Here is a 25,959-nt window from a genome sequence, read left to right on the forward strand (position 1 = left end):
GAAGTGTATGGCTCGATTCTACCGCCAGTTCAAAAGGATACAAGGTCATGAAAATCTATCCCCCAAATGATGCCAGAACCTTTCCCGTCTCGGAGCTTGAAGCCGATCTGCTGGTCGCAGGCGGTGGACTTGCCGGATTGTGTGCAGCCCTGGCGGCGGCGCGCGATGGCCTGAATGTCGTCCTGATTCAGGACCGGCCTGTATTGGGGGGAAATGCCTCCAGCGAAGTCCGCCTCTGGGCTAACGGCGCGACGTCGCACATGGGCAATAACAATCGCTGGGCACGCGAGGGTGGCATCATGGGGGAGATCCTTGAGGAGAATCTCTGGCGCAATAAAGAGGGGAATCCGGTTATGTTCGACCTGGTTCTGCTTGATCTTGCGAACAGCCAGCCAGGGCTGACGCTGCTGCTGAACACAGCTGTTTATGATGTCGAGAAAACCGGCTCGCGCATCACTGCCGTCAGCGCATTTAACGCCATCAACGAAACCTTTTATACGGTGCGTGCCGCGCAGTTTTGCGATGCGACGGGCGACGGGGTACTCGGTTTTCTGGCTGGGGCGGAGTATCGCGAAGGGGCAGAAGAGATTGATGAACTGGACGAGAAAATGGCTCCCGGCGATCACTTCGGGCATAAGCTTGGCCACTCCATCTATTTCTACACCAAACGTACCGCCGAGCAGGTTAACTTTGTCGCTCCCTCGTTTGCGCTCAAAGACATCACAGAAATCCCCCGCTATAAACGTTTGACCTCGACGCTTAACGGCTGCGATCTGTGGTGGCTGGAATGGGGTGGACGTCTTGATACCGTCCACCAAAGTGAGGAGATCAAATGGGAGTTGTGGAAAATCGTCTGGGGCGTTTGGGACTATATTAAAAACTCCGGCGAATTCCCGGATGCAGCAAACTTGACGATTGAGTGGGTTGGTGCCATTCCCGGAAAACGCGAAAGCCGCCGCTTTATTGGCGATCATATTCTTTGCCAGCAGGATATCATTGAGCAACGCGATCACTACGACGCGGTTGCGTACGGCGGCTGGTCGATTGATCTGCATCCGGCGGACGGTGTTTACAGTACCCACGAGGGCTGCCGACAGTTTCACAGCAAAGGCACTTACACCATCCCGTTCCGCTCGCTCTACAGCCGCTCGCTGGACAATCTGTTCCTGACAGGCAGGCTGATTTCGGCTTCGCACGTCGCTTTCGGCAGCGCCCGTGTGATGTGTACCTGCGGGCTGCTCGGTGAAGTCGTTGGGCGCGCCGCTGCGCTGTGCCATACACATCACCTGACGCCCCAGACGCTGGCTCACCGCGATCGCATCCGTGACCTTCAGCAGCATTTGCAGCAAACCGGCTGTTACATCCCGCGCCAGTGGCTGGACAACCCCGCGCTCGGCGCGGCGGTTTCGACCAGTAGTGAGTACGTGCTGACCTCGCTTGAACCGAACGGCGAATGGTTGTCGCTTGAGGCGCGGATGGCGATTCTGATGCCCGTTAAACGCGGCGAGACGCTGCCTGCCATGACGTTTCGTCTGCGTTGCAGCATGCCACAGCAGCTCACGATTTCGCTGTTGGGTAGTGAAAAAGCAGGCAACTTCACCCCTGAATGCCATTACGACGAAACGACAATCGACGTCCATGGCGAACAGAAATACCGCTGCAAATTTCACTGGACCAGCGATCGCGATCGGTACGTTTTTGTCGTCTTCGATGCCTGCAACGAAATTGACATTGCGCTGACCGCAACCCGTTTGCCCGGCCTGATGACTGTGTTTAACAGCCTGAATAAACGCGTGGCAAAACATACGCGTCAGGTCTCCGATGGTGATTACGGCGTGGAGGAGTTTGATTTCTGGCTGCCGCGCCGCCATCCGCACCAAGTCTTCCCGGCAATGCAGCTGGATGCGCCGCTTCACTGCTACGCGCCTGATAACCTGCTTAATGGCCGTCTGCGCCCTGAGCAGCAAACCAACGCGTGGATCCCTGCCGACCATGACCCTACCCCACAGGTCGTCTGGACATGGGAAACACCACAACTTATCCAGTCTCTGACGCTTATCCAGGATAACGACTTCGATAATGCCATGGAGACAGTGCAGATGGGCCATCATCAGGCCATCACCCCGCACTGTATTACTCACTATCGGCTGTGGGCTGACGGCAATCTGATTGCCGACGTTGAACAGAATCATCACGCCGTCTGTGAACATCGCTTTGTCACCCCTTTCCACACGAAAACGATCGCACTGGAGATCCTTGGCACAGCGGGTGCGCGCCCTGCCGTATATGCACTCAACGTGCGCTAGAGCCGTCCCTGCGCCTTGCGTTCGGCAAGGCTTTGGTCAAAGTTTTGCATCCCTGCCTGCTGCCCGGTTTGAATGATGCCGGGCAATTGCCAGGTTTTCCCCTCGCGGATGAGATTCGCTGATGCAGGCGTGTTCACCAGCATTTCGAAAAGCGCCACTCGCCCGCCCTGAGCATCACGCTCAAGCTTTTGCGCGAGTACCGCGCGCAGGCTCCCCGCCAGCTGGTTTCGTACCGGATCTTTTTCTTCGGCAGGAAAAGTATCCACCAGCCTTTCGATGGCCTGAGATGCACCTCGGGTATGCAGCGTCGCCAACACCAGATGCCCGGTTTCTGCGGCCGTGAGCGCCAGGCGGATCGTTTCGCTGTCCCGCAACTCCCCGAGCAAAATGACGTCGGGATCTTCACGTAATGCCGCACGTAACGCCTGCGAGAAAGATGGGCAGTGCAGGCCAATCTCTCGCTGTTGAATCAGACAGCGATTGCTTTGATAGATAAACTCCACCGGATCTTCGAGGGTCAAAATATGCCCGTCGGAATGGCAATTGAGATGATCCACCATGGCCGCCAACGTGGTGGATTTTCCGCTGCCCGTGGCGCCCGTGACCAGAATCAACCCGTTGTCACTGGAGAGCAGATCGGGGATCGCTTTAGGCGCCGTAAGCTCTGACAGCTTTGGACAGGTAACGGGCAACAATCTGAGCGTTATCGAAACGCCGTGGATATGGTTAAACGCGCTGGCACGCAATCGTTGCCCACTGCTCATCGATACGGCGAAATCTACCTGCCCATTCGCGCGCCAGGCTCCCTGCTGCTCGTCGTTGAGCCAGGTTTTCAAAAGCTGCTCAACATCCGGGACGGGAAAAGGCGCAGATTCAAGATGACCCAAACGACGCCAGCGCGGTGGTGAATTGCTGCACAGGTGTAGATCCGAGACGTTATGCTTTACACTAAGGCCCACCATTTCTTCCATATCCATACGACACTCCCCGGAAAATGAACGACATTGCGCATAACCTGGCACAGGTCAGGGAAAAAATCTCAGCTGCAGCAACACGTTGCGGCCGTGCTTCAGAAGATGTTTCGCTGCTTGCAGTCAGTAAAACCAAACCTGCGAGCGCCATCGCAGAAGCTATTGCCGCAGGGCAACGTGAGTTTGGTGAAAACTACGTTCAGGAGGGTGTGGACAAAATTCGTCATTTCCAGGAAACAGGAATGATGGGTCTACAATGGCACTTTATTGGTCCGTTGCAGTCGAATAAAAGTCGTCTGGTGGCCGAGCATTTTGACTGGTGCCATACCGTCGATCGTCTGCGGATTGCCACGCGTTTGAACGAGCAACGCCCTGCGGACAAAGCGCCACTGAACGTATTGATTCAAATAAATATTAGTGACGAAAACAGTAAGTCAGGCATTGCGCTTGCTGAGCTTGACGCGCTGGCCGCTCAGGTGGCGGAACTCCCCGGTCTTCGTCTGCGTGGACTAATGGCGATCCCCGCCCCAGAAACAGAGTATGAAAGGCAGTTTGCCGTGGCACAGCAAATGGCTGTAGCATTTGAAGCGCTTAAAGCACGCTACGTTACCGTAGACACGCTTTCACTGGGCATGTCGGACGATATGGAAGCCGCAATCGCGGCAGGCAGCACGATGGTGCGCATCGGCACAGCAATTTTCGGTGCGCGCGATTACACCCAATAATAAGGAAACCTGAGGAACGCCATGAAGACGTTGACTTTCCTGCTCTCAACGGTCATTGAACTGTACACGATGGCGCTGCTGTTACGCGTCTGGATGCAGTGGGCCCGTTGTGATTTTTACAATCCATTTTCGCAGTTTGTCGTGAAAATTACGCAACCTGTCATTGGCCCGCTGCGCCGTATCATCCCACCGATGGGGCCGATTGATAGCGCCTCCATGCTGGTGGCGTTTATTCTCAGCATTATCAAAGCCATTGTGTTGTTTATGGTGATCACCTTCCAGCCAATCATCTGGATTGCCGCGGTGCTCATTCTGCTGAAAACCATTGGCCTGCTGATCTTCTGGGTGCTGCTGGTGATGGCTGTCATGAGCTGGGTAAGCCGAGGTCGCAGCCCGGTTGAGTACGCGATGATTCAGTTGACCGAGCCATTGCTGCGTCCGATTCGTAATTTACTGCCTTCCATGGGCGGTATCGATTTTTCACCGATGATCCTGGTGCTGCTGCTGTATGTGCTGAACATGGGTATCGCTGAGCTGTTACAGTCAACAGGCAACATGCTGCTGCCGGGGCTGTGGATGGCATTATGAGTGCAGTAAGCACTTGCGCCGATGGGCTGGTTTTACGGCTGTATATTCAGCCTAAAGCCAGCCGTGACAGCATTGTTGGAATGCATGGCGACGAGTTAAAAGTCGCCATTACCGCCCCACCCGTTGACGGCCAGGCTAACGCGCATTTGACCAAATATCTGGCTAAACAGTTTCGCGTCGCTAAAAGTCAGGTCGTTATTGAAAAGGGTGAGCTGGGCCGTCATAAACAGGTAAAAATCCTTAACCCGCAAAACATCCCGACGGAAGTCGCGGCACTGACAGAGTAGGAAATACCATGCAGAAAGTTGTTCTCGCTACCGGTAACGCCGGTAAAGTGCGCGAGCTGGCCTCGCTATTAAATGATTTTGGCCTGGACGTCGTGGCACAAACGGAATTGGGCGTGGATTCAGCGGAAGAGACCGGTCTGACCTTTATCGAAAATGCGATTCTGAAAGCGCGCCATGCCGCGCAGGTCACTGGCCTGCCCGCTATCGCCGATGACTCCGGTCTGGCGGTTGATGCGCTGGGCGGCGCGCCGGGCATTTATTCCGCACGTTATTCCGGCGTTGATGCAACTGACCAGCAGAATCTGCAAAAGCTACTCGAAACGCTAAAAGACGTGCCGGATGCGCAGCGTCAGGCGCAGTTCCACTGTGTGCTGGTGTATATGCGTCATGCCGAGGATCCGACACCGATTGTCTGCCATGGAAGCTGGCCAGGCGTGATTGCGCGCGAATCAGCAGGCAGCGGCGGCTTTGGCTACGACCCGATTTTCTTTGTCCCGTCTGAGGGCAAAACCGCGGCAGAACTGACCCGCGAAGAAAAAAGTGCGATTTCCCACCGGGGTCGCGCGTTAAAACTGTTACTGGAAGCATTACGTAATGGCTAATTTGCCACCTCTGAGTCTGTATATTCACATTCCCTGGTGCGTGCAGAAATGCCCGTACTGCGATTTCAATTCGCACGCGCTGAAAGGTGAAGTGCCGCATGATGACTACGTTCAGCATCTGTTAAGCGATCTGGATGCCGACGTATCTTACGCACAGGGACGTGAAGTTAAGACCATTTTCATTGGTGGCGGTACGCCGAGCCTGCTTTCTGGCCCAGCCATGCAGACGCTGCTGGACGGCGTGCGTGCGCGTCTGAATCTGGCGGCCGATGCAGAAATTACCATGGAAGCGAATCCGGGCACCGTTGAGGCCGATCGTTTTGTCGATTATCAGCGTGCCGGGGTGAACCGCATTTCTATTGGTGTGCAGAGTTTTAGCGAGCCAAAACTTAAACGTCTGGGCCGCATTCACGGTTCGGCAGAGGCCAAGCGGGCAGCGCATCTGGCGACCGGTCTGGGGCTGCGGAGCTTTAACCTTGATTTGATGCACGGCCTGCCGGATCAGTCGCTGGAAGAGGCGCTTGACGATTTGCGCCAGGCGATTGAACTCAATCCGCCGCATCTCTCCTGGTATCAGCTGACCATCGAGCCTAATACGCTGTTTGGCTCACGTCCGCCGAAATTACCGGATGACGATGCGCTGTGGGATATTTTTGAGCAAGGGCATCAGATTCTGACAGCGGCGGGATATCAGCAGTACGAAACTTCAGCCTACGCAAAGCCGGGTTATCAGTGCCAGCACAATCTCAACTACTGGCGCTTTGGTGACTATCTGGGGATTGGCTGTGGCGCACACGGCAAAGTCACCTTCCCGGACGGACGCATTTTGCGCACCGCCAAAACGCGTCATCCGCGCGGATACATGGAAGGCCGTTACCTTGAGCGCCAGCATGATGTGGAAGTGGAAGACAAACCGTTTGAGTTCTTTATGAACCGTTTCCGGTTGCTGGAACCCGCGCCGCGAGCAGAGTTTGCGCGTTACACGGGGCTGTCTGAGTCTGTTATTCGCCCGCAAATTAACGAAGCGCTGGCACAAGGTTATCTCACTGAGTGTGATGCGTTCTGGCAAATCACCGAGCACGGAAAACTGTTCTTAAACTCCCTTCTTGAGCTGTTCCTCGCCGACGAGTCCTGAAGACAGATTCAGGATTTTGCATCCCGCTCTGCTGGCTGACCAAAAGGCTGGCAGAGTGTGGGGATGGAAAAATCAAAACAACTCCGAATTGAAATGACACCCGAAGAATTAAGGCTCTGGTATTTACTCAGAGATCGCCGCTTCTTTGGCTATAAGTTTCGCCGCCAGATGCCGATTGGGGCGTATATCGTGGATTTCGCCTGTGTTAAGGCGAACCTGATAGTGGAGCTGGATGGGGGTCAGCATCAGGACGACGTTGAGTATGATCAACGCAGATCGGCATTTTTGAATGACAATGGCTGGAAAGTGATTCGGTTCTGGAATAACGAGTTCAGATCGAATGAAGAGGGAGTGCTGAGGGTTATTCTTGAGCACCTTCAATGCCTGATGCCCTCACCCTAACCCTCTCCCACAGGGAGAGGGAACTCTTTCGTCACCGCTTTTGCCTGGAACAGAGAACGTATTCACCTTATCTTCCGTGTAGAACGAGAACGTTTTCTCCCTACCTTACATGCAGAACCAGAACCTTTTCTCCCTCTCCCTTGGGGAGAGGGCCGGGGTGAGGGACCCCGCGCGCAGAAATCTTATTTCAGCGATCCCACCAGCGCTTTGCGGCTATCTTCCAGCGACACCACGCGTTTGCAGACGTCTTTGCCAAACTTCTGGAAATCAGCTTCCTGATTTTTCCACTCATTTTGAATCGAGGTTTGCAGACCGCCCAGGCTACCTAAAACGCCCTGCAGCGGATTGCCACCGCCCTTCAGAACGGCTTTCGCACCCATCTCATTAATGCTGTCCTGCAGGATGCCGCCCATCGCCTGATTCACCAGGTTTTGGCCGTCGGCACGCACCTGATCGATAGCCTTGTAGTGGAACGTCAGGCCGTCGGTACGATGCTCAAGAATGCGGTTCATCTGTTCTTTCAGCTGCGCGTCCAGCTTGGTCAGGCGAGAGCGCATATTGCTGTTCTCACCCACTTCTTTAGCGATGATCTTATCCAGCGCCACGCGGCCTTTCTCTACGCGGGTTAGCGCACCTTCGTCAATCCACGGAAGCGCGGCGCGGAGATCGGCCTGATAATCTTTTGCCTGCTCGCGCTGTGCCGCGCTCAGGGTATATTGTTTGCCGTTAAACATCACATTGCCATCGGGCGTGATGACCAGGTTGCCGTTTTCGCCTTTCACCTGGACGGTTTGCGGATTCAGGATCACATCGTCGCGCGGTGTGACTTCACATTTGTATTCCGCATGCGCCGTCAACGCGGTCGTCATCAGTGCCACAGCCAGCAGCGTTTTGTGCATCATATCAATCCCTCAAGACAAAACGGGCCGGCATTTGCCGGCCCTTTGCTAGTTAGTCCCACCAAATATCGAAAAGTTCGCTGACGCGTACCTCTTCGAATTTGCGGTCTTCCAGCCATTTACGTACAAGCGCCTGCTGCTCTTCGGTGCATTTACCGATTTCTTGCTTGCAGATCAATCCTTCCCACGACAGGTAGCCACTGCCATCAAACGCCAGTTTATTTGGCTCGATGACTTCATCGATAAAGGCGTCAACTTCCTTATCAATCGTTTCTACACTGGTGCCTTCCGGGAAACGCCATGCGACAGAAAAACCCACTTCCTGGAATTCTTCGATGTGCATCTTTTTACGCAGACGACGGCTACGGTTTACCATTATTTCACCCTCTCGAACATTAAGTCCCATACACCGTGACCAAGACGATGGCCACGCTGTTCAAATTTCGTCACCGGACGTGAATCCGGGCGCGGTACATAATCGTTATTCTCAGACAGGTTTTTGTACCCATCCAGAGACGACATAACTTCCAGCATATGTTCCGCATACGGCTCCCAGTCAGTCGCCATGTGGAAGACGCCGCCGAGTTTTAGCTTACTTTTCACAAGCTCAGCAAACTCTGCCTGAACGATGCGGCGTTTATTATGACGTGCTTTGTGCCATGGGTCAGGGAAAAAGAGCTGAACCATGTTCAAAGAATTGTCAGGAATCATTTTGTGCAGCACTTCAACCGCGTCGTGGCACATTACACGCAGGTTCTCGATGCCCTCTTCATGCGCCGTTGCCAGGCACGCGCCCACGCCCGGGGAGTGAACCTCAATACCCAGGAAGTTTTGCTCCGGACGCGCTTTCGCCATGGTTACCAGCGACGTGCCCATACCAAAACCAATCTCCAGCGTGATCGGACCATTGCGACCAAACAGCTCGGCGAAGTCGACAGGCTGTTCGCTGAACTCAACGCCCATCACCGGCCAGTAGTTATCCAGCGCGTGTTGCTGCCCTTTCGTCAGGCGCCCCTGACGGCGGACAAAGCTGCGAATACGGCGCAGCGGGCGACCGTTTTCATCAAATTCCGGTGAAATGACGTCATTTTTCATAAAAGAGTAGTCTGCTTGTGAGAGTGTTCGGGAAACGGGCATTATCCAAAGTTAAGCCTTGTATGCAAGCATGGGAAAGATCCGGTTTACAGCCGAAGGGCGCTGTGCTGCAATCTGCGTCCCAAATAAGGTGAATCCATGACCATGCATGCCTCTCAATTTTCAGCCCAGGTGCTGGACTGGTACGACAAATACGGGCGTAAAACCCTGCCCTGGCAAATTGAAAAAACACCGTACAAAGTATGGCTCTCTGAGGTGATGTTGCAACAAACGCAGGTCGCGACGGTTATTCCTTATTTTGAGCGCTTTATGACGCGCTTCCCGACCATCACCGATCTCGCCAATGCGCCCTTAGACGAAGTGCTGCACCTGTGGACGGGCCTCGGCTATTACGCCCGCGCGCGCAATCTGCACAAAGCCGCGCAACAGGTGGCAACGACGCATCAGGGTAAATTCCCCGAAACGTTTGAAGAAGTGGCTGCGCTGCCTGGCGTTGGGCGTTCCACCGCAGGCGCGGTGCTGTCCCTTTCCCTGGGCAAACATTTTCCGATTCTCGACGGCAACGTGAAACGCGTGCTGGCCCGCTGTTATGCGGTGGATGGCTGGCCGGGTAAAAAAGAGGTCGAAAAACGTTTATGGGAAATCAGCGAAGCCGTCACACCGGCAAAGGGCGTTGAGCGTTTTAACCAGGCGATGATGGATTTGGGCGCGATCGTGTGCACGCGTTCAAAACCAAAATGCGAGCTTTGCCCGGTCAACAACCTCTGCATGGCCTACGCGAATCATTCATGGGCGCAATATCCGGGTAAAAAGCCCAAGCAGACAATTCCGGAACGCACCGGGTATATGTTGCTAATGCAGCACGGTGATGAAGCGTATCTCGCCCAGCGTCCGCCGAGCGGTTTGTGGGGCGGATTATTCTGTTTCCCGCAGTTCGAATCCGAAGAAGGGCTGCGTCAGTGGCTGGCAGATCGTGGAATCAGCGCCGATAATCTCACGCAACTGACTGCATTTCGGCACACGTTTAGCCATTTCCATTTAGATATTGTGCCAATGTGGCTTCCCGTGTCCTCATTCACCTCATGCATGGATGAAGGAACGGGTCTCTGGTATAACTTAGCGCAACCGCCATCAGTCGGGCTGGCCGCTCCGGTGGAGCGCCTGTTACAACAATTACGTGCCGGAGCAGTGGTTTAGCTTTGGTAACATCAAGAGGAATGAGTATGGCCAGAACAATTTTTTGTACCTATCTGCAGCGCGACGCCGAAGGGCAAGACTTTCAGCTTTATCCGGGCGATTTGGGAAAACGCATCTTTAACGAGATCTCTAAAGAAGCCTGGGCGCAGTGGCAGCAGAAACAGACCATGCTCATCAACGAGAAAAAACTGACGATGATGAACCCGGATCACCGCAAACTGCTTGAAGCAGAAATGGTGAACTTCCTGTTCGAAGGCAAAGAAGTCCACATCGAAGGCTACACGCCGCCAGAAAAATAACAGCGTGCGGGGACAACCCCGCCGTTAAAGCAAACACAACACGCAGTCCCGGAATGATGAAAAAATTATTAGCGCTAGCCCTTGTTGCGCCGTTGCTTGTGTCTTGTTCCAGTAAAAAAGGCGATAGCTATAACGAAGCCTGGGTAAAGGACACGAACGGTTTTGACATTCTGATGGGGCAGTTTGCCCATAACATCGAAAACATTTGGGGTTTTAACGAAGTCTTGATCGCGGGACCCAAGGACTACGTTAAATATACCGACGCTTACCAGACCCGTAGCCACATCAACTTTGATGACGGTACGATCACCATCGAAACCATCGCGGGGACTGAACCGGCAGCGCATTTGCGTCAGGCGATCGTGAAAACCCTGCTGATGGGTGACGATCCCGGCTCGATTGACCTCTATTCAGACGCCGACGATGTAACCATCTCCAAAGAACCGTACCTGTACGGTCAGGTCGTTGATCAGACTGGCCAGCCCATTCGTTGGGAAGGTCGCGCAACCACATTTGCGGATTATCTGCTGCAAACGCGCCTCAAAAGCCGCACCAATGGCCTGAAAATCATCTACAGCGTCACCATCAATCTGGTGCCGAACCACCTCGACAAACGTGCGCATAAATACGTGGGCATGGTACGTCAGGCTTCGCGGAAATATGGCGTTGATGAATCCTTGATCCTGGCGATTATGCAAACCGAATCCTCCTTCAACCCGTATGCCGTCAGCCGTTCCGACGCGTTAGGGCTCATGCAGGTTGTTCAGCATAGCGCGGGGAAAGACGTGTTCCGCTCGCAGGGGAAATCCGGCACGCCGAGCCGCAGCTATTTGTTCGATCCGCAGAGCAACATTGATACCGGCACCGCCTATCTGGCGATGCTGAACAATGTCTATCTGGGTGGAATTGATAACCCAACGTCGCGCCGTTACGCGGTGATTACCGCCTACAACGGCGGCGCGGGCAGCGTGTTGCGCGTGTTCTCAAGCGACAAAGTGCAAGCCGCGAACATCATTAACAGCATGGCACCAGGCGATGTTTACCAGACGCTGACCACGCGTCATCCGTCAGGGGAATCCCGCCGTTATCTGTACAAAGTGAATTCCGCGCAAAAGAACTACCGCCGCCGGTAGTTTCCTGACCTCGCCCTCTTCCGCTGGGAGAGGGCGTCCAGGTTCCCTTGCCCTGTGCGAGTGGGTGTCCTGACTCCCTGAGAGAGGGCGTCCGATTCCATCGCCCATTGCGAGAGAGGACGTCCGATTCCCTCTCCCTGTGGGAGAGGGTTAGGGTGAGGGCATCAGACCGCACTCATCCAACCCCATCCATACGAAAACGTTATTTGCATCACAATCCAAACTGCAAATTAATGTGGATTGCATTTTTTTGCGGGAGGTAACAAAACATATTGTTCCCTGCTGATAGAATTGCATCAAATTAAACCCCTGAATGTTTACAAAACAACATATCTCCCGCTCAATTGTGAGGAAAGTAACATGAACCTTAAGCTGCAGCTTAAAATATTGTCGTTTCTGCAGTTCTGTCTGTGGGGGAGCTGGCTAACCACGCTTGGCTCCTACATGTTTGTGACGCTGAAGTTTGATGGTGCGTCTATTGGTGCGGTTTACAGCTCGCTCGGTATTGCGGCGGTATTCATGCCAACGCTGTTGGGCATCGTGGCGGATAAATGGATCAGCGCCAAATGGCTTTATGCGATTTGCCACCTGGTCGGTGCAGGTACGCTGTTTATGGCGGCCGGCGTCACCACGCCAGGCGCGATGTTTATGGTTATCTTGCTCAACTCGCTGGCCTATATGCCAACGCTTGGCTTGATCAACACCATCTCCTACCACCGCATTAAATCTGCGGGCATGGATATCGTGACGGATTTCCCACCAATCCGTATCTGGGGCACTATCGGCTTTATCATGGCGATGTGGGGCGTGAGCTTTGCAGGCTTTGAACTGAGCCATATGCAGCTTTACATCGGTGCTGCGCTGTCTGTGGTGCTGGCGCTGTTTACCCTGACGCTGCCGCATGTCCCGGTTTCGAATCAGCAGAAACAGCAGAGCTGGAGCTCAATGCTCGGTCTGGACGCGTTCGCGCTGTTCAAAAACAAACGCATGGCGGTCTTCTTTATCTTCTCCATGCTGTTGGGCGCAGAGCTGCAAATCACCAACATGTTCGGCAACACCTTCCTGCACAGCTTCGATAACAATCCGCTGTTCTCAGGCAGTTTTATCGTTGAACACGCCTCGGTGATGATGTCGATTTCGCAGATTTCTGAAACCCTGTTCATCCTGACCATTCCGTTCTTCCTGAGCCGTTACGGCATCAAAAACGTCATGCTGATCAGTATCTTCGCGTGGATGCTGCGCTTCGGTCTGTTCGCCTATGGCGATCCAAGCGCATTCGGCACCGTGCTGCTGGTTCTGTCGATGATTGTTTACGGTTGCGCCTTCGACTTCTTCAACATCTCAGGTTCGGTGTTTGTCGAAAAAGAAGTGAAGCCTGAAATCCGCGCCAGTGCTCAGGGTATGTTCCTGATGATGACCAACGGTTTCGGCTGTATTCTCGGCGGTGTGGTGAGCGGAAAAGTGGTTGAAGCCTACACCACTAACGGCATTACCGACTGGCAGCCAGTGTGGTTGATCTTCGCGGCTTACTCGCTGGTACTGTTCTTTGCCTTCATTGCTTTGTTCAAGTACAAGCACGTTCGCGTTCCGACTGGTGCACAGCCTATCGCGCACTAAACGTGCTCAAATCCCTCTCCTTAACGGGAGAGGGACAGTGTTCCTAAAACCCATCCCACCGACAGCAAATCCGCACTGCCACCTGGACTCAAATTCCGCGCAATGAATGCCTGATCCATCTCGATCAGCGCCTCGCGATCCCAACCGTGGGTCAGTAAATTCCGTGCATAATTCTGCACATAACGCAGCCCGTCCATTCCGCCGCGCGATACCAGATTGCTATCCTGATTCACCGCCATCAGGCGCAGAAGTAGATCGTGAAGCGAGCCGCCCTGCCACTGTATCAATAGGTTGCGCACCGTCGCGAAACCGCTTTCTGCTTCGCCGCGCGCGCCGGTCAGACCAAACTGCTGATACTGCCGCTCGCCTGCCGTCGAGGTACCGCTGCGGCCCGCGAGTTCACGTTCAACCAGCCCGCGACAAATGTTACTGATCTCACAACATAGCGTGTCGGCCGTCGCATTTCGTACGCGTCCGGCAGTGAAACAGAGCAAACCCAGCGAGAAAACCCCGCCTTTATGTGTATTCACCCCGCCCGTTGCGGCATACATCGCCTGTTCGCACGCGATGCCCATTGGGCGAATCAGGCGCAACTGCTCCGCGGCGGCTTTATCCGCGTGTTCACTCCCCAGTTCGGCAAAGCGCACAAACCAGGGGGCAATGGCTTTGATGCTGCGGACAAACAGCGCGTGGTCCATATCGCGATGTGCGCCGTTATTGAGCTTATCCACCAGCCCCGGCTTGGGCGTCAACTCAAGCTCAAGCCACAGCGCCTCTTCGGCGAGCTCCGGCACGCTAACGCAGCGCGGTTTAGTCGCGAGCAAACCAGTCATCAATCATCTTCTCCACGCGAGCCACCACCTGTTCAACCGGATGCTGACGCGAACGTGAACAGGCGTGCGCCGGTTCATCGCATATCAGACAGCGACGCATATGCGACCCCAGCGATTGCCGTCCGACATGCCCATCCGTCGGGCAAATCACATCGATATCCCAGAGCCGGCCGAGTGGGTGACTCTGCTCCAGCTCCGCGCAGTGGGCTTTGATTTCCGGGGCCTGATGGGCCACGCACCACAGTGCTTCTGGCCCGGTAGGCAGCCACAGCACCTGGCGGTCAAGCACCTGCCAGCGGTGTTCCCACAGCAGCTGATCGCACATCTGCAACGCCACGCCCATGCTATTGCGATAGCGCAGGCTGTCTTTCACTTCCCCCGGCGTAACTAACGTGAGGGAAATGACCGGTTGTTGGTAGTGCGTGAGCCAGTCAGCCTGTCGCGCCGCGCGGTTTTCTTTTGCCGCCAGCAGCGCGTCGAGGCTGACACCCGTACGCACGGGTGTCGCTATCGTCATGATGTTACTCCTTCACCTGTCGGACGGTGTCGATCACGCTGCCGTCACGGTAGCGGATCACGCCGACGATTTTGTCGGTAAATTCGATGGGTTTGGGTTCGCCGGTCAACGAGATTGCCCGCGCGTAGAGCGCTTCGATATCAACGATTTTTAACCCTGCGGCTTCAAGCCGTTCGCGGATTTCCGGGCGAGCCGGATTCACCGCGATACCGTGGTCAGTCACCAGCACGTCAATGCTCTCGCCCGGCGTTAAACGCGTGGTGACGTGTTTAACGACGGTTGGAATGCGGCTGCGCAAAAGCGGCGCCACGACAATCGTGAGATTTGCGGCAGCGGCCACATCACAGTGCCCGCCAGACGCTCCGCGCATTACCCCGTCGGAACCGGTAATGACGTTCACGTTGAAATCCGTGTCGATCTCCAGCGCGCTTAAAATCACCACGTCGAGCTGATCGCAGCTTGCCGCTTTGCTGCCCGGATTGGCATAAACGTTTGTCGAAATCTCCACGTGATTCGGGTTACGCGCAAGCGAAGCCGCCGCCTGACCGTCAAAGCACTGCGTGTCGAGCAGCGTTTCAATTAACCCTTTTTCATGCAGATCGACCAGGCTGCCGGTAATGCCGCCCAGCGCAAAACGCGCGGTCACACCGCTGCGCTCCATTTTCTCGCCCATAAAGCGCGTGCAGGCGGTCGCCGCTGCACCCGAACCGGTCTGCATCGAGAAGCCAGGTTTGAAATAGCCCGAGTGTTCAATCACGTCCGCCGCAAAGCGGGCGATCATCAGCTCGCGCGGGTTGCTGGTGACGCGCGCTGCGCCGACGCTGATTTTCGCCGGATCGCCGACGCTGTCGACCTGCACGATATAGTCCACCCGATCCTGCACAATGCTGGCGGGCATATTCGGGAACGGCACGATCTCTTCGGTGAGCAGCACCACGTTGCGGGCAAACTGCGCATCAACCATTGCATAGCCCAGCGATCCGCAGCTGGATTTCCCGTGCGTCCCATTGGCATTGCCAAACTCATCGCTGCACGGCACGCCAATAAACGCCACGTCGATGTTCAGCTCACCGTCCTGCAGCAGCTTCACGCGTCCGCCGTGGGAGTGGATTTGCACCGGCTCGTCCATCAGCCCGTGAGAAATTGCATCCGCCAGTTTTCCGCGCATCCCGGAGGTGTAAATGCGGGTAATCACGCCGCTTTCGATGTGTTCGATCAGCGCATCGTTGCAAGTCATCAAGGAGCTGGAGGCCAAAGTGAGATTTTTAAACCCCATTTTTGCCAGCAGCGCGACCACGCTATTGATTACCCGATCGCCTTCGCGAAACGCATGATGGAACGAAATCGTCATCCCGTCCTGCAACCCGCAGCGTTTTACCGCGTCCTCTACGGAATCGCACAGCTTCCGCTGATGCTTTGCTTCGATGTCAGCCAACCAGGGTGTTGCGCTGTGGGCCGTATCAAACGGTTTTAAGCCCCTGAGATGGGGGAAATTCACATGGAGAAGTTCAGTCTGATTCATTTGTCATCCTTAGCGACGCACGCCGGAGGCCGCTGCACGTTCCAGCACTCTCTGGGCATGATCAATAATCGGGGCATCCACCATTTTGCCGTTGAGCGACACGACGCCCAGGCCGTTGCGCGCGCCCTCTTCTGCCGCTTCGATCACTCGCATAGCGTGATCCACTTCCTGCTGGGTTGGCGCGTAGGCGTTATGCAGCAGATCGATCTGGCGCGGGTTGATCAGTGATTTGCCGTTAAAGCCCATCTTGCGGATCAATTCGACTTCGCGCAGGAATCCGGCTTCGTCGTTGACGTCTGACCACACCACGTCAAATGCGTCGATGCCCGCCGCGCGTGCGGCATGTAGCACGGCGCAGCGAGCGTAAAAGAGCTCGGTGCCGTCGCCGCGTTCGGTTTGCATATCCATCACATAATCAAAGCCTGCCAGCGCGATGCCGATCAGGCGCGGGGTGCTGCGGGCAATCGCCACGGCGTTGATAACGCCAATCGCCGACTCAATCGCTGCCATCACGCGGGTGGAGCCCACTTCGCGTCCGCACTCGCGTTCGATGCGCTCCAGATGGCCTTCCAGTTCGTGGATATCTTCCGGCGTATCGGTTTTTGGCAGACGGATAACGTCCGCGCCCCCCTGGACGGCGGCTTCAAGATCCAGCAGACCAAACGGCGTGCTCAGCGGATTAATGCGTACCACGGTTTCGATATCCCGATACATCGGATGTTGCAGAGCGTGGAACACCAGCAGGCGCGCGGTATCTTTCTCGCGCAGCGCGACGGCGTCTTCGAGGTCAAACATGATGGAATCGGGGCGATAGATAAATGCGGTCGAAAGCATGGCGGCGTTCGCACCAGGCAGGAACAGCATACTGCGACGGAGTTTGTTCATGACATTTTGCTCCAGTCGATAGGCTGCTCTTCAGTAGCGCGCAGAACCGCGCTTTGCAGGCGGGCGCGAATCACACAGTCGAGCGCCCCTTTATCTTCAACGATGATCAAACCCTGACGCACCTCCAGCGCGTGCAGCGTTTCATTGACCACCTGGCGAATCTGATCGCCAAACTGCTTAATCACTTCACTGTGGATGACAATCTCCAGCTCGCCGTCGGCGGGGGCGATTTTCACCATCAGGTCGCTGGACTCCTGCGTTCCGGCCAGCGCCTCCCTTACAATTTTCATGATAAATTCCTGATAGTTATGCGACTTCCGCGCGTGCGCTGTAGTGCGCCTCGAGATGCGCGAAAGTGGACTCCGGGACAATCTCCCGTATGCGGGAAAACTGCTGTGTCTTGAGTAAACGGCGCACTTCCGATGCCGAAATAGCATTTCCGGTGGCCTTAATGCGCGGCATTTCCACCACCTCAATCTGCGGAGCGAGCAGTTGATGCAGCGTCTGGTTGTACTGGCGGGTGATATCGCAAAACGGTTCTGATCCGATAAACCGATGGGTAATCCCCAGTGCGGGCGCGATAAAATCACGGAAAATCAGCACGTCGATTTCGCTCCACGCCTGCTGCACTTTGCCGCTCTCTTTGAGGAAATAGGCCGGGAAGGTGGCGCGCGAAATGATGTATTGCGAGCCTTCATGAACGGATACGTTCGACAGATGCGCCACGCCTGCGCGCACCATGTCCAGACGATCGCGGAACGAGAAGAATGACGCGTCTTCGCGCACCACAAACAGATGCAGCCAGTCGCACTGCTGAGCCGCCTGCTCCACCAGATGACGATGTCCAAGGGTGAACGGATTGGCGTTCATCACAATCGCGCCAATCTTCTCGCCACACTTGCGCTGAGCAGCAAGCGAACGGCAGTAACGCTCAATCCCCTGCGGGGTATTTTCCAGCAGGACCGCGTTATTACCGCTTTGGGCAATCGGCCAGAAACCGCTGCGGGCAAAACGCTCTTTGTTGCACGGACGCGTACACAGAAAGAGGTGGAAATGGCCGCGCACGAGCGCGGCATTCTCCACTTCCGCCAGCAGACGCGCGCTTAAATTCGCGCCACGCAGCTGCTCATCGACGGCCACGCATTTGATGACGTTTGCGGCAAGCCCCGCGCATCCCACCAGTTGCGTACCGGACCACGCCTCCACAAACAGGGTGATGTCGTTGTCCAGCCCCAGGCCGCTGTCCGCCAGCAGATAGCGAATCTGGCTTAAGCGTTCCGGGTGTTTCGCCACGTCGGTCAGGCGGAAATCGATGGCGGAGTGTCTGTCCATGGCCTCTTACCTAGTGCGCAGCCGTCAGCAACTGCGCTGGCGCTTCCATGATCACATTGCTCAGATGACCGATATTTTCGATCTCCACTTCAATGCGATCGCCCTCTTGCATGAACAGCGGCGGATTGCGTTTTTTACCCACGCCGCCTGGCGATCCGGTGATGATCACATCGCCCGGGCTTAAGCGGGTAAAGGTGCTGATGTATTCGATCAGCTCCGCGACCTTGTGGATCATGCTGCTGGTGTTGTCTTCCTGCACCATGCGGCCGTTCAGCCAGGTGCGGATCGCAAGCCTGTGCGGATCGGGGATTTCATCGGCAGTCGCCATCCACGGACCAAACGCGCCAGTTTGTCGCCAGTTTTTGCCTGCCGTAAACCAGGTATGCTGCCAGTCACGCGCAGAGCCATCCATGTAACAGCTGTAACCCGCCACATGGCGCAGAGCGTCATCCCGGCTGATGTTTTCCCCGCCTTTACCGATGATCACCGCCAGTTCGCCTTCGTAATCGAACTCACTGGAGTGACGCGGTTTCAGCACCGGAGAATTGTGTCCGGTCTGAGAATCTGGGAAGCGGACAAACAGCGTAGGAGCCGGGTTATGCTGATCGAACTCCTGGCGTTTCTCGGCGTAGTTCATGCCCACGCAGAGGATTTTCTCTGGATGCTCAATCACCGGTAAAAAGGTGATTGCGTCCAACGGCACGTCAACGGCATCGTTGAGATAACGCGTGGCTTCTGCCATGCCGTTACCCTGCAACAACGCTTTAAGGTCGCTGTAGCGGTCACCCAAACGGCGACCTAAATTCACCACACCGTCGGCCTTCACGATGCCGTAGCTGCGTTGACCTTTATAAATAAAGCTTGCGAGTTTCATTGTTCTTTCCTGAAAACTTAAACGAGGAAGTTGCCCAGAATCAGCAGCGAGATAGAGACGTTGATCGCCCCGCCAATACGCGTCGCAATCTGAGCGAATGGCATCAGGCTCATGCGGTTACCTGCGGTCAGAATCGCCACATCGCCCGTTCCGCCTTGTCCGCTCTGACAGCAAGAGACGATGGCGACATCAATCGGGTGCATACCAATCTTTTTACCGACAAAGAACCCGGTAGCCACCAGCGCAGAGACGGTGCTGATAATCACCAGCAGGTTGCTAACGGTGAACGCGTTGACCAGTTCCTGCCACGGCGTAATCGCCACGCCAACGGCGAACAGAATTGGATAGGTAACGGAGGTCTGGAAGAATTTGTAAACCACCTGCGAGCCTTCCAGCAAACGAGGTGACGCGCCGTTGCACAGTTTGACCAGCACGGCCATAAACAGCATGCCGACCGGGGCTGGCAGGCCAATCAGCTTGTGACCAAGCATACCCAGCATATAGAGCAGCACAGCCAGCAACGCGCCGGAGGCAATCGTGGTCACGTCCGCTTTACCGGAGAACGCCGGTTGGGAAGCCGTCGCATCAGCATTCGCACGGTTTGGCATCAGTTGGCCTTCGCCGGTCAGATGCGGGTAGCGTTTACCAAGCTGGTTCAGGCAGCCGGAGATGATAATGGCGGTTAAGCCACCAAGCATGACCATCGGCAGTACGCGACCGAGCGCGACGCCCTGATCCATATGCAGCAACGTGGCGTATCCGATGGAAAGCGGTATTGCGCCCTCACCGACGCCGCCTGCCATAATCGGCAGAATGATAAAGAAGAAGATCTGGAACGGTTCAAGACCGAGCGCCATGCCCACGCCCATTCCGACAAGCATGCCGACGATTTCGCCGCACAGCATCGGGAAGAAAATGCGCAGGAAGCCCTGAATCAGCACCGTGCGGTTCATACTCATGATGCTGCCGACAATAATGCAGCAGATATACAGATAGAGAATGTTGGTGGATTTGTAGAACTTGGTGGTGGACTCCACGACCACATCAGGCAGCAGGCCGTAGTAAACCATCGCCGACGGGATGAAGGTGGCGCAAATCGCCGCCGCACCGAGCTTGCCAACAATCGGCAGGCGCTTACCGAACTCGCCGCAGGCGAAGCCGAAGAAAGCGAGCGTCGCAACCATCACCACAATGTCGCTCGGCAGCTTGCCGCCCAGGCAGTCGATAGCAATCAGCACGCCAGCTAATACAAACAGCGGCAGCGGAATGATCCCTACTTTCCAGGTATCCATAATGTGCCACCAGCGCTCTTTGAGCGTCGGCCGCTGAATATCTATCGGATCGTGCGTTACAGAGAAAGAATCGTCAGTAGTGCTCATCATTAAGCCTCTTGGTTATTTGTGCATTAAGCTTAAAGTTGTCAGCGCGGGCTTTATGTGAGGAACGGCATATTAAAACCGAAGTTTTAATGGCCTCTATGGTTTTAATGGTTTCTTTTATTGAATGTGATTAATGACTTATTTATTGCCGTGGTTTTAATGGTTTCTTTTCCAGAATGAACAAATGAATAACATTTATTTGTTTTATATTAAACGTTCGTCTAATTCTTAAAATGCTTTTGCAATAAGCGCTGTGCAAGGGATCACAAGTTTTGGGCAAAGCCTAATCCTGTCAAAAAAAAGATGATATATTCACCTAACCCGTTAATACCGCGCGTGATAGTTATGAAGGTTTCGTTTCAGATTAAGTTATTTATTTCGCTGGTGGCTTTCTTTTCAGTGCTGTTTGCATTGCTGGGTGGATATTATTATGTCGACGTCAGCAGACAACTTTATCAAGAAATGAGCACTCGGGCGAAAATACAAGCAGAAGAAATTGCGCTTATTCCTACTTTGCGTAAAGAGGTTGAAGAAAAAGATATCAAAGCGATCCATGCTTTTATGCATCAAATAGCGGATCACAGCGACGCCAGTTTTATTGTGATTGGGGATAATAACGGTCGGCACCTGTTTCATTCTGCTTTTGAGGATCGCGTGGGGACCACCCTGGTTGGCGGCGACAACGCCGAAGTGTTGCAGGGCAAAAACATCACCACCATCCGTAAAGGTGGTTTAGGGATTTCGCTGCGCAGTAAAGCGCCTGTTTTCAACGATGCCGGACAGGTCGTGGGCATCGTCTCGGTGGGCTATCTCACCAGCTATCTCGATACCATTACCGTCAGCAAAGTGGTGAATATCCTGATCGCGGCCGTGCTGCTGCTTATCGCCCTGTTTATCTTCTCGTGGTATTTCACCCGCAGTATAAAAAAGCAGATCTTTTCGCTCGAGCCGCGCGAAATTGGCCTGCTGGTGCGCCAGCAAAAAGCGATGATGGAGTCAATCTACGAAGGGGTGATCGCCATCGACGCGCATTTGCGGATCGAAGTGATCAACCAGGCCGCGCGACAATTGCTGGGCTTACAGCATCCGGCGCGCGAACTGCGTGGGCAATTGATTAGCGAGGTTATCAACCCGGTGTCGTTCTTCACGCCGCAAACGATGCTGGCGAAAGACACGCACGATGAGATCTGCCGCTTTAACGATCTCACGGTGATCGCCAGCCGGGTGCGGATCATGCTGGAGGATTCGCTTCAGGGCTGGGTGATCACCTTTCGCGATCGCAATGAGATCGACTCGCTCAGCGCCCAACTGAGTCAGGTAAAACGTTATGTCGACAACCTGCGCATCATGCGTCATGAGCAGTTGAATCGCATGACGACACTTTCCGGCATGTTGCATATGGGCCGTTATGAAGAGGCGATTGGCTTTATTCAGGCGCAATCGGAACATGCGCAGGAGCTGCTGGATTTTATCTCTTCGCGGTTCAGTTCACCCACGCTGTGCGGTCTGCTGCTCGGGAAATCCGCGCGGGCGCGCGAGAAAGGCGTTGAGCTGAATTTCGATCCCGCCTGTCGCATGGAGAAACCTTTCGCCCCGCTTCACGAAGCCGAGCTGATCTCCATTATTGGTAATTTACTGGATAACGCTATCGAAGCCACACAGCGCGCGCCGCTCCCGCATGAGCCGGTAGAAGTGCTGATAAAACTTAATGAGCGTGAGCTGATTATTGAGGTAGCGGATCAGGGAGTGGGCATTAAACCGGACATCCGCGAACGGATATTTGAACGCGGCATTACCACCAAAACACGTGGCGATCACGGTATTGGCCTGTACCTGATCGACAGTTATGTCACCCAGGCTGGCGGCGCCATAGAAGTTGCCGATAACTCGCCTCGGGGCGCTATTTTCTCACTCTTTATTCCCGCCACGGGAATCGCTCGACGCCCCGCTCAGGAACTGGAAGATACAGACTATGCAACATGAACATATCGACGTATTGATTGTTGAAGATGAGAACGAACTGGCACAGCTTCACGCTGAGCTTATCAGCAAACACCCGCGCCTGCGGCTGGTGGGCATTGCCTCGTCACTCGCCGATGCGCAGGCCAAGCTCACCCGCTTGCAGCCGCAGTTGGTTCTGCTGGATAACTATTTGCCGGACGGTAAGGGCATTACGTTAATCAGCAACCCCCTGCTGATGCCCGCGAATTGCTCCATCATTTTCATCACCGCCGCCAGCGATATGGATACCTGTAGTCTGGCGATACGCAACGGTGCATTCGATTACATTCTGAAGCCCGTTTCCTGGAAACGGCTCAGCCAGTCGCTCGAGCGCTTTGTGCAATTTGCCGAACAACAGCGCATCTGGAAGATTGTTGACCAGCAAAATGTCGATTCTCTTTACCAGCTTCAGGCCAAAAATTACCGGCAGGATAACGGCAGCAAAGGGATTGAAGAGAATACGCTGGCGCGGGTACAGACGCTGTTTAACGACCAGGCCGAGCACTGTTTTTCGGTGGATGACGTGGTGAGCGAAACGGGATTGAGCAAAACCACGACGCGGCGCTATCTGGAGCACTGCGTCGAAGCGGGTTTTCTGAATGTGGAAATGCTCTACGGAAAGATTGGGCATCCGCGCAGAATGTACAAACGCGCAGAGGCGTGATGGTGCGGTGTGAACCCCTGCTCCTCACCTTCTCCCCAAAGAGAAAGAAGGAACCGCCCGGAGCCGTCGTTTCCCCCTCACCCCTGCCCTCTCCCAAAGGGAGAGGGAGAAAACACCAGGAAGAGCGTTAACGTGAAAGAGCAAACCATCTCCTCTCACAGAGGGAGATAACAGAGAGAAGCAGATAACCATCTCCCTCTCCCAAAGGGAGAGGGAGAAAACACCAGGAAGAGCGTTAACGTGAAGGAGCAAGCCGTCCCCTATCACCGAGCGAGAGGGGGAAAACAGAGGGAAGCAAAAAATCGTCCCCTCTCCCTGTGGGAGAGGGTTAGGGTGAGGGCAGCAGCCCGCACTTACTTCAGCACATACCCATACAGCCGCTTAATTCCATCGGCATCTTTCTCGCTGTAAACGCCCTGGAGTTCTGGCGAAAAGCCAGGTAACACATTAATGCCCTCTTCCAGCGCCAGGAAATAACGCTGTACCGCCCCGCCCCAGACTTCTCCGGGCACAACGCACAACACACCCGGCGGATACGGCAGCGCGCCTTCTGCGGCAATACGCCCTTCAGCCTGGCTGATACGCACCAGCTCCACGTTGCCGCGAATGTACTCCTGGTTGGCATCCTGCGGGTTCATCACCACCGCCGGGAAATCCGCTTTACGGAACATCGCTTTTTGCAGATCTTTGACGTTAAAACTAACGTACAGATCGTGCATCTCCTGGCAAAGCTCACGCAGGGTGTAATCGCGATAACGCACCGGATATTTATTGAAGACGCTCGGTAAAACGTCTGCCAGCGGCGTGTCGTCTTCGATGTGCTGTTCAAACTGCCCCAGCATCGCCACCAGCTGTGCCATTTTTTCGGCACTTTCCGCAGGCGTGAGCAGGAAAAGGATCGAGTTGAGATCGCATTTTTCCGGCACGATGCCGTTTTCACGCAGATAATGCGCGAGGATCGTCGCCGGAATGCCAAAATCGGTGTAATCGCCGGTTTCAGCGTCGATACCCGGCGTGGTCAGCAGCAGCTTGCAGGGATCAACAAAATACTGCTCGCTGGCATACCCCTCAAAGCCGTGCCACTTTGCGCCTGGCTCAAAGCTAAAGAAGCGGCGTTCGCTGGCAATGGCGTGCGTCGGATGATCCTGCCACGGACGCCCTGCTACCACAGGCGGAATAAAGGGTTTGATCATCTTACAGTTTGCCACGATCGCCTTACGCGCCTCGATCCCTAGCTCGACGCATTCCGCCCATAGTCGGCGTCCACTCTCGCCTTCATGGATTTTGGCGTTGATATCCAGCGAGGCAAACAACGGATAAAACGGGCTGGTCGAGGCGTGAAGCATAAACGCGTTATTCAGACGCTTATGGGGACAAAAGCGCGCCTGGCCACGAATGTGATTGTCTTTCTTGTGGATCTGCGACGTTTGCGAGAAACCTGCCTGCTGCTTGTGCACCGATTGGGTCACAAATATGCCCGGATCGTTTTCATTCAGTTCCAGCAACAGCGGTGAGCTATCGGCCATCATAGGGATAAACTGCTCGTACCCCACCCACGCCGAATCAAACAGAATGTAGTCGCACAGATGGCCGATCTTGTCGATCACCTGACGGGCGTTATAAACGGTGCCGTCGTAGGTACCGAGCTGGATCACGGCCAGGCGGAACGGTCGCGCATCCTGTGCCTTTTCAGGAGCGACTTCGTTGATCAGTTCGCGCAGGTAGGCATCGTCAAAACAGTGCTCATCAATACCGCCAATAAAACCAAACGGGTTGCGCGCTGCTTCCAGATAGACCGGCGTCGCGCCAGCCTGAATCAACGCGCCATGATGGTTAGATTTGTGATTATTACGATCGAATAACACCAGGTCACCGCGCGTCAGCAGCGCATTGGTGACAACTTTATTGGCCGCAGATGTTCCGTTAAGCACAAAGTAGGTTTTGTCTGCGTTGAAAACTTTCGCCGCAAATTTTTGCGCATCTTTCGCAGAACCTTCGTGAATCAATAAGTCACCCAGTTTCACATCAGCATTGCACATATCGGCGCGAAACACGTTCTCGCCAAAGAACTCAAAGAACTGCCGCCCTGCGGGGTGTTTTTTAAAAAAGGCACCGTGCTGATGGCCTGGACAGGCAAACGTGCTGTTATCCATCGCAACATACTGACTCAGGGTGTCAAAAAATGGCGGCAACACGTTCTCTTCATAACGACAGGCTGCGGCTTCCAGTTCCAATAACTCCTGGGCGTTACCGCTTATCACTGCCACCACGCCATCCGGAACCTCAACAGGCTCAGACGAGAAGATAAAGACCGGAAGCTGGAACCCTGTGCGTTTCAGTAACGCCAGAATACCGCTGCGGCTTTGCGCGACCGTCATAATGACCGCGGCGACATCCGTAAAATCGGTGTTGTCCAGCGTCACCACGTCCCGATGGGTGGAAAGCGCGGAAACCAGCTCATGGCTGACGGCAATTTTTAATGATTTCATATGCACAAATACCCGTTTCAGGGGAGTGAAAAACCCCGGACAGTTTAATCTGCCCAACGAAGGTGTCTGACTGGAACGTCGCTCCGATCGCCAGACATCAGTAAAATCAGAACGCGTCTGGTTTTACTGATGTCCTGCAAAGAACAGGCGTTACCCTCACCGCATGATGAGAGTAGGATAGAAAGTGCTGGTACGGACAGAGCTAAG

General features: G+C 54.7%; 26 protein-coding genes. 13 read left to right on the top strand and 13 right to left on the bottom strand.

The features are described 5' to 3' along the window. Positions 1–47 precede the first annotated feature (47 nt). A complete protein-coding gene (locus AC07RN_RS14235) occupies positions 48–2,306 on the top strand; it encodes an FAD-dependent oxidoreductase (protein ID WP_478336657.1) in 2,259 nt (752 codons plus the stop codon). On the opposite strand, the gene AC07RN_RS14240 is transcribed toward AC07RN_RS14235, so the two are convergent. After that, positions 2,303–3,283 (bottom strand): type IV pilus twitching motility protein PilT, encoded by a 981-nt coding sequence (locus tag AC07RN_RS14240; RefSeq protein ID WP_015960346.1) that lies wholly within the window; start codon positions 3,281–3,283, stop codon positions 2,303–2,305. The genes AC07RN_RS14235 and AC07RN_RS14240 overlap by 4 nt on opposite strands. Positions 3,284–3,300: 17 nt before the next feature. On the opposite strand from AC07RN_RS14240, the gene AC07RN_RS14245 reads away from it, so the two are divergent. From AC07RN_RS14245 to AC07RN_RS14270, 6 genes are all read left to right on the top strand, one after another. Further along, positions 3,301–4,002 carry a YggS family pyridoxal phosphate-dependent enzyme gene (locus AC07RN_RS14245; RefSeq protein ID WP_478336658.1) on the top strand — a complete coding sequence of 234 codons (702 nt, stop codon included), beginning with the start codon at positions 3,301–3,303 and terminating at the stop codon, positions 4,000–4,002. A 21-nt stretch (positions 4,003–4,023) separates the two neighbouring features. Beyond that, the gene (locus AC07RN_RS14250) at positions 4,024–4,590 is read left to right on the top strand and encodes a YggT family protein (protein WP_015960348.1); all 567 of its coding nucleotides are present in this window, start codon (positions 4,024–4,026) and stop codon (positions 4,588–4,590) included. Then, positions 4,587–4,877 (top strand): DUF167 family protein YggU, encoded by a 291-nt coding sequence (yggU, locus tag AC07RN_RS14255; RefSeq protein ID WP_478336659.1) that lies wholly within the window; start codon positions 4,587–4,589, stop codon positions 4,875–4,877. Before AC07RN_RS14250 ends, yggU begins: the two co-directional genes overlap by 4 nt. An 8-nt stretch (positions 4,878–4,885) precedes the next feature. Continuing rightward, a complete protein-coding gene (locus tag AC07RN_RS14260; RefSeq protein ID WP_478336660.1) occupies positions 4,886–5,479 on the top strand; it encodes an XTP/dITP diphosphatase in 594 nt (197 codons plus the stop codon). After that, entirely contained in the window at positions 5,472–6,614 is a 1,143-nt protein-coding gene (gene hemW / locus AC07RN_RS14265; RefSeq protein ID WP_407439459.1) for a radical SAM family heme chaperone HemW, read from the top strand. The genes AC07RN_RS14260 and hemW overlap by 8 nt, the downstream gene beginning before the upstream one ends. Positions 6,615–6,677: 63 nt before the next feature. Beyond that, the gene (locus AC07RN_RS14270; RefSeq protein WP_478336661.1) at positions 6,678–7,016 is read left to right on the top strand and encodes an endonuclease domain-containing protein; all 339 of its coding nucleotides are present in this window, start codon (positions 6,678–6,680) and stop codon (positions 7,014–7,016) included. A 182-nt stretch (positions 7,017–7,198) separates the two neighbouring features. Here the strand turns inward: AC07RN_RS14270 and AC07RN_RS14275 are convergent, their stop codons facing one another. The 3 genes from AC07RN_RS14275 to trmB are packed head-to-tail and all read right to left on the bottom strand — an operon-like array spanning position 7,199 to position 9,010. Then, positions 7,199–7,918, bottom strand: coding sequence for a YggN family protein (locus AC07RN_RS14275; protein ID WP_015960353.1), 720 nt, complete (start codon positions 7,916–7,918; stop codon positions 7,199–7,201). 49 nt (positions 7,919–7,967) lie between these two features. Continuing rightward, complete coding sequence (locus AC07RN_RS14280; RefSeq protein ID WP_133631614.1) at positions 7,968–8,294, bottom strand: YggL family protein; 327 nt, start codon at positions 8,292–8,294, stop codon at positions 7,968–7,970. Continuing rightward, positions 8,291–9,010: a tRNA (guanosine(46)-N7)-methyltransferase TrmB gene (gene trmB / locus AC07RN_RS14285; RefSeq protein WP_059177563.1), complete on the bottom strand. Its 720-nt coding sequence runs from the start codon at positions 9,008–9,010 to the stop codon at positions 8,291–8,293. The genes AC07RN_RS14280 and trmB overlap by 4 nt, the downstream gene beginning before the upstream one ends. Positions 9,011–9,154: 144 nt before the next feature. Between trmB and mutY the strand changes: the two genes are divergently transcribed. The 4 genes from mutY to AC07RN_RS14305 all read left to right on the top strand — a co-directional run bounded on the left by mutY (position 9,155) and on the right by AC07RN_RS14305 (position 13,256). Further along, the gene (gene mutY / locus AC07RN_RS14290) at positions 9,155–10,207 is read left to right on the top strand and encodes an A/G-specific adenine glycosylase (protein WP_478336724.1); all 1,053 of its coding nucleotides are present in this window, start codon (positions 9,155–9,157) and stop codon (positions 10,205–10,207) included. 26 nt (positions 10,208–10,233) lie between these two features. After that, a complete protein-coding gene (locus AC07RN_RS14295) occupies positions 10,234–10,506 on the top strand; it encodes an oxidative damage protection protein (protein WP_015960357.1) in 273 nt (90 codons plus the stop codon). A 56-nt stretch (positions 10,507–10,562) separates the two neighbouring features. Then, on the top strand, positions 10,563–11,639 hold the full coding sequence (gene mltC / locus AC07RN_RS14300) for a membrane-bound lytic murein transglycosylase MltC (RefSeq protein ID WP_041689517.1): 1,077 nt from the start codon (positions 10,563–10,565) through the stop codon (positions 11,637–11,639). 360 nt (positions 11,640–11,999) lie between these two features. Continuing rightward, a complete protein-coding gene (locus AC07RN_RS14305) occupies positions 12,000–13,256 on the top strand; it encodes a nucleoside permease (protein WP_015960359.1) in 1,257 nt (418 codons plus the stop codon). Positions 13,257–13,276: 20 nt separating this feature from the next. On the opposite strand, the gene citG is transcribed toward AC07RN_RS14305, so the two are convergent. From citG to AC07RN_RS14345, 8 genes are read right to left on the bottom strand one after another with little or no spacing between them, the layout of a single operon-like run. Further along, the gene (gene citG / locus AC07RN_RS14310; RefSeq protein ID WP_478336662.1) at positions 13,277–14,089 is read right to left on the bottom strand and encodes a triphosphoribosyl-dephospho-CoA synthase CitG; all 813 of its coding nucleotides are present in this window, start codon (positions 14,087–14,089) and stop codon (positions 13,277–13,279) included. Further along, positions 14,067–14,606 carry a citrate lyase holo-[acyl-carrier protein] synthase gene (gene citX, locus AC07RN_RS14315; protein WP_478336663.1) on the bottom strand — a complete coding sequence of 180 codons (540 nt, stop codon included), beginning with the start codon at positions 14,604–14,606 and terminating at the stop codon, positions 14,067–14,069. Before citX ends, citG begins: the two co-directional genes overlap by 23 nt. A 4-nt stretch (positions 14,607–14,610) precedes the next feature. Continuing rightward, a complete protein-coding gene (gene citF, locus AC07RN_RS14320) occupies positions 14,611–16,128 on the bottom strand; it encodes a citrate lyase subunit alpha (RefSeq protein WP_478336664.1) in 1,518 nt (505 codons plus the stop codon). Positions 16,129–16,137: 9 nt separating this feature from the next. Next, a complete protein-coding gene (gene citE, locus AC07RN_RS14325) occupies positions 16,138–17,013 on the bottom strand; it encodes a citrate (pro-3S)-lyase subunit beta (RefSeq protein ID WP_133631378.1) in 876 nt (291 codons plus the stop codon). Then, positions 17,010–17,303 (bottom strand): citrate lyase acyl carrier protein, encoded by a 294-nt coding sequence (gene citD / locus AC07RN_RS14330; RefSeq protein WP_478336665.1) that lies wholly within the window; start codon positions 17,301–17,303, stop codon positions 17,010–17,012. Before citD ends, citE begins: the two co-directional genes overlap by 4 nt. 16 nt (positions 17,304–17,319) lie before the next feature. Beyond that, positions 17,320–18,345 carry a [citrate (pro-3S)-lyase] ligase gene (gene citC / locus AC07RN_RS14335; RefSeq protein ID WP_015960365.1) on the bottom strand — a complete coding sequence of 342 codons (1,026 nt, stop codon included), beginning with the start codon at positions 18,343–18,345 and terminating at the stop codon, positions 17,320–17,322. A gap of 10 nt (positions 18,346–18,355) precedes the next feature. Next, a complete protein-coding gene (locus AC07RN_RS14340) occupies positions 18,356–19,219 on the bottom strand; it encodes a fumarylacetoacetate hydrolase family protein (RefSeq protein ID WP_133631381.1) in 864 nt (287 codons plus the stop codon). A gap of 17 nt (positions 19,220–19,236) precedes the next feature. After that, positions 19,237–20,598 (bottom strand): 2-hydroxycarboxylate transporter family protein, encoded by a 1,362-nt coding sequence (locus tag AC07RN_RS14345; RefSeq protein WP_041689518.1) that lies wholly within the window; start codon positions 20,596–20,598, stop codon positions 19,237–19,239. Between the two features lie 345 nt (positions 20,599–20,943). Between AC07RN_RS14345 and AC07RN_RS14350 the strand changes: the two genes are divergently transcribed. After that, the gene (locus tag AC07RN_RS14350; RefSeq protein ID WP_449553966.1) at positions 20,944–22,581 is read left to right on the top strand and encodes an ATP-binding protein; all 1,638 of its coding nucleotides are present in this window, start codon (positions 20,944–20,946) and stop codon (positions 22,579–22,581) included. Beyond that, a complete protein-coding gene (locus tag AC07RN_RS14355) occupies positions 22,571–23,263 on the top strand; it encodes a response regulator (RefSeq protein WP_478336666.1) in 693 nt (230 codons plus the stop codon). Before AC07RN_RS14350 ends, AC07RN_RS14355 begins: the two co-directional genes overlap by 11 nt. 353 nt (positions 23,264–23,616) lie before the next feature. Here AC07RN_RS14355 and AC07RN_RS14360 read toward each other — a convergent pair whose 3' ends face one another. Next, entirely contained in the window at positions 23,617–25,752 is a 2,136-nt protein-coding gene (locus tag AC07RN_RS14360; RefSeq protein WP_478336667.1) for an ornithine decarboxylase, read from the bottom strand. Positions 25,753–25,959 lie beyond the last annotated feature (207 nt).

It is taken from the genome of Lelliottia sp. GFLA7 (assembly GCF_056490165.1).

What these genes read in the sequence shown, in the direction of transcription:
- AC07RN_RS14340 (WP_133631381.1), bottom strand. Translation starts at nt 19,219, where the DNA reads ATGAAACTCGCAAGCTTTATTTATAAAGGTCAACGCAGCTACGGCATC.
- AC07RN_RS14350 (WP_449553966.1), top strand. Translation starts at nt 20,944, where the DNA reads ATGAAGGTTTCGTTTCAGATTAAGTTATTTATTTCGCTGGTGGCTTTC.
- citG (WP_478336662.1), bottom strand. Translation starts at nt 14,089, where the DNA reads ATGACTGGTTTGCTCGCGACTAAACCGCGCTGCGTTAGCGTGCCGGAG.
- citF (WP_478336664.1), bottom strand. Translation starts at nt 16,128, where the DNA reads ATGAATCAGACTGAACTTCTCCATGTGAATTTCCCCCATCTCAGGGGC.
- AC07RN_RS14250 (WP_015960348.1), top strand. Translation starts at nt 4,024, where the DNA reads ATGAAGACGTTGACTTTCCTGCTCTCAACGGTCATTGAACTGTACACG.
- AC07RN_RS14275 (WP_015960353.1), bottom strand. Translation starts at nt 7,918, where the DNA reads ATGATGCACAAAACGCTGCTGGCTGTGGCACTGATGACGACCGCGTTG.
- AC07RN_RS14305 (WP_015960359.1), top strand. Translation starts at nt 12,000, where the DNA reads ATGAACCTTAAGCTGCAGCTTAAAATATTGTCGTTTCTGCAGTTCTGT.
- AC07RN_RS14345 (WP_041689518.1), bottom strand. Translation starts at nt 20,598, where the DNA reads ATGAGCACTACTGACGATTCTTTCTCTGTAACGCACGATCCGATAGAT.
- citE (WP_133631378.1), bottom strand. Translation starts at nt 17,013, where the DNA reads ATGAACAAACTCCGTCGCAGTATGCTGTTCCTGCCTGGTGCGAACGCC.
- citC (WP_015960365.1), bottom strand. Translation starts at nt 18,345, where the DNA reads ATGGACAGACACTCCGCCATCGATTTCCGCCTGACCGACGTGGCGAAA.
- AC07RN_RS14235 (WP_478336657.1), top strand. Translation starts at nt 48, where the DNA reads ATGAAAATCTATCCCCCAAATGATGCCAGAACCTTTCCCGTCTCGGAG.
- mutY (WP_478336724.1), top strand. Translation starts at nt 9,155, where the DNA reads ATGCATGCCTCTCAATTTTCAGCCCAGGTGCTGGACTGGTACGACAAA.
- citX (WP_478336663.1), bottom strand. Translation starts at nt 14,606, where the DNA reads ATGACGATAGCGACACCCGTGCGTACGGGTGTCAGCCTCGACGCGCTG.
- AC07RN_RS14355 (WP_478336666.1), top strand. Translation starts at nt 22,571, where the DNA reads ATGCAACATGAACATATCGACGTATTGATTGTTGAAGATGAGAACGAA.
- hemW (WP_407439459.1), top strand. Translation starts at nt 5,472, where the DNA reads ATGGCTAATTTGCCACCTCTGAGTCTGTATATTCACATTCCCTGGTGC.
- citD (WP_478336665.1), bottom strand. Translation starts at nt 17,303, where the DNA reads ATGAAAATTGTAAGGGAGGCGCTGGCCGGAACGCAGGAGTCCAGCGAC.
- trmB (WP_059177563.1), bottom strand. Translation starts at nt 9,010, where the DNA reads ATGAAAAATGACGTCATTTCACCGGAATTTGATGAAAACGGTCGCCCG.
- AC07RN_RS14260 (WP_478336660.1), top strand. Translation starts at nt 4,886, where the DNA reads ATGCAGAAAGTTGTTCTCGCTACCGGTAACGCCGGTAAAGTGCGCGAG.
- AC07RN_RS14245 (WP_478336658.1), top strand. Translation starts at nt 3,301, where the DNA reads ATGAACGACATTGCGCATAACCTGGCACAGGTCAGGGAAAAAATCTCA.
- mltC (WP_041689517.1), top strand. Translation starts at nt 10,563, where the DNA reads ATGAAAAAATTATTAGCGCTAGCCCTTGTTGCGCCGTTGCTTGTGTCT.
- AC07RN_RS14240 (WP_015960346.1), bottom strand. Translation starts at nt 3,283, where the DNA reads ATGGATATGGAAGAAATGGTGGGCCTTAGTGTAAAGCATAACGTCTCG.
- AC07RN_RS14270 (WP_478336661.1), top strand. Translation starts at nt 6,678, where the DNA reads ATGGAAAAATCAAAACAACTCCGAATTGAAATGACACCCGAAGAATTA.
- AC07RN_RS14295 (WP_015960357.1), top strand. Translation starts at nt 10,234, where the DNA reads ATGGCCAGAACAATTTTTTGTACCTATCTGCAGCGCGACGCCGAAGGG.
- yggU (WP_478336659.1), top strand. Translation starts at nt 4,587, where the DNA reads ATGAGTGCAGTAAGCACTTGCGCCGATGGGCTGGTTTTACGGCTGTAT.
- AC07RN_RS14360 (WP_478336667.1), bottom strand. Translation starts at nt 25,752, where the DNA reads ATGAAATCATTAAAAATTGCCGTCAGCCATGAGCTGGTTTCCGCGCTT.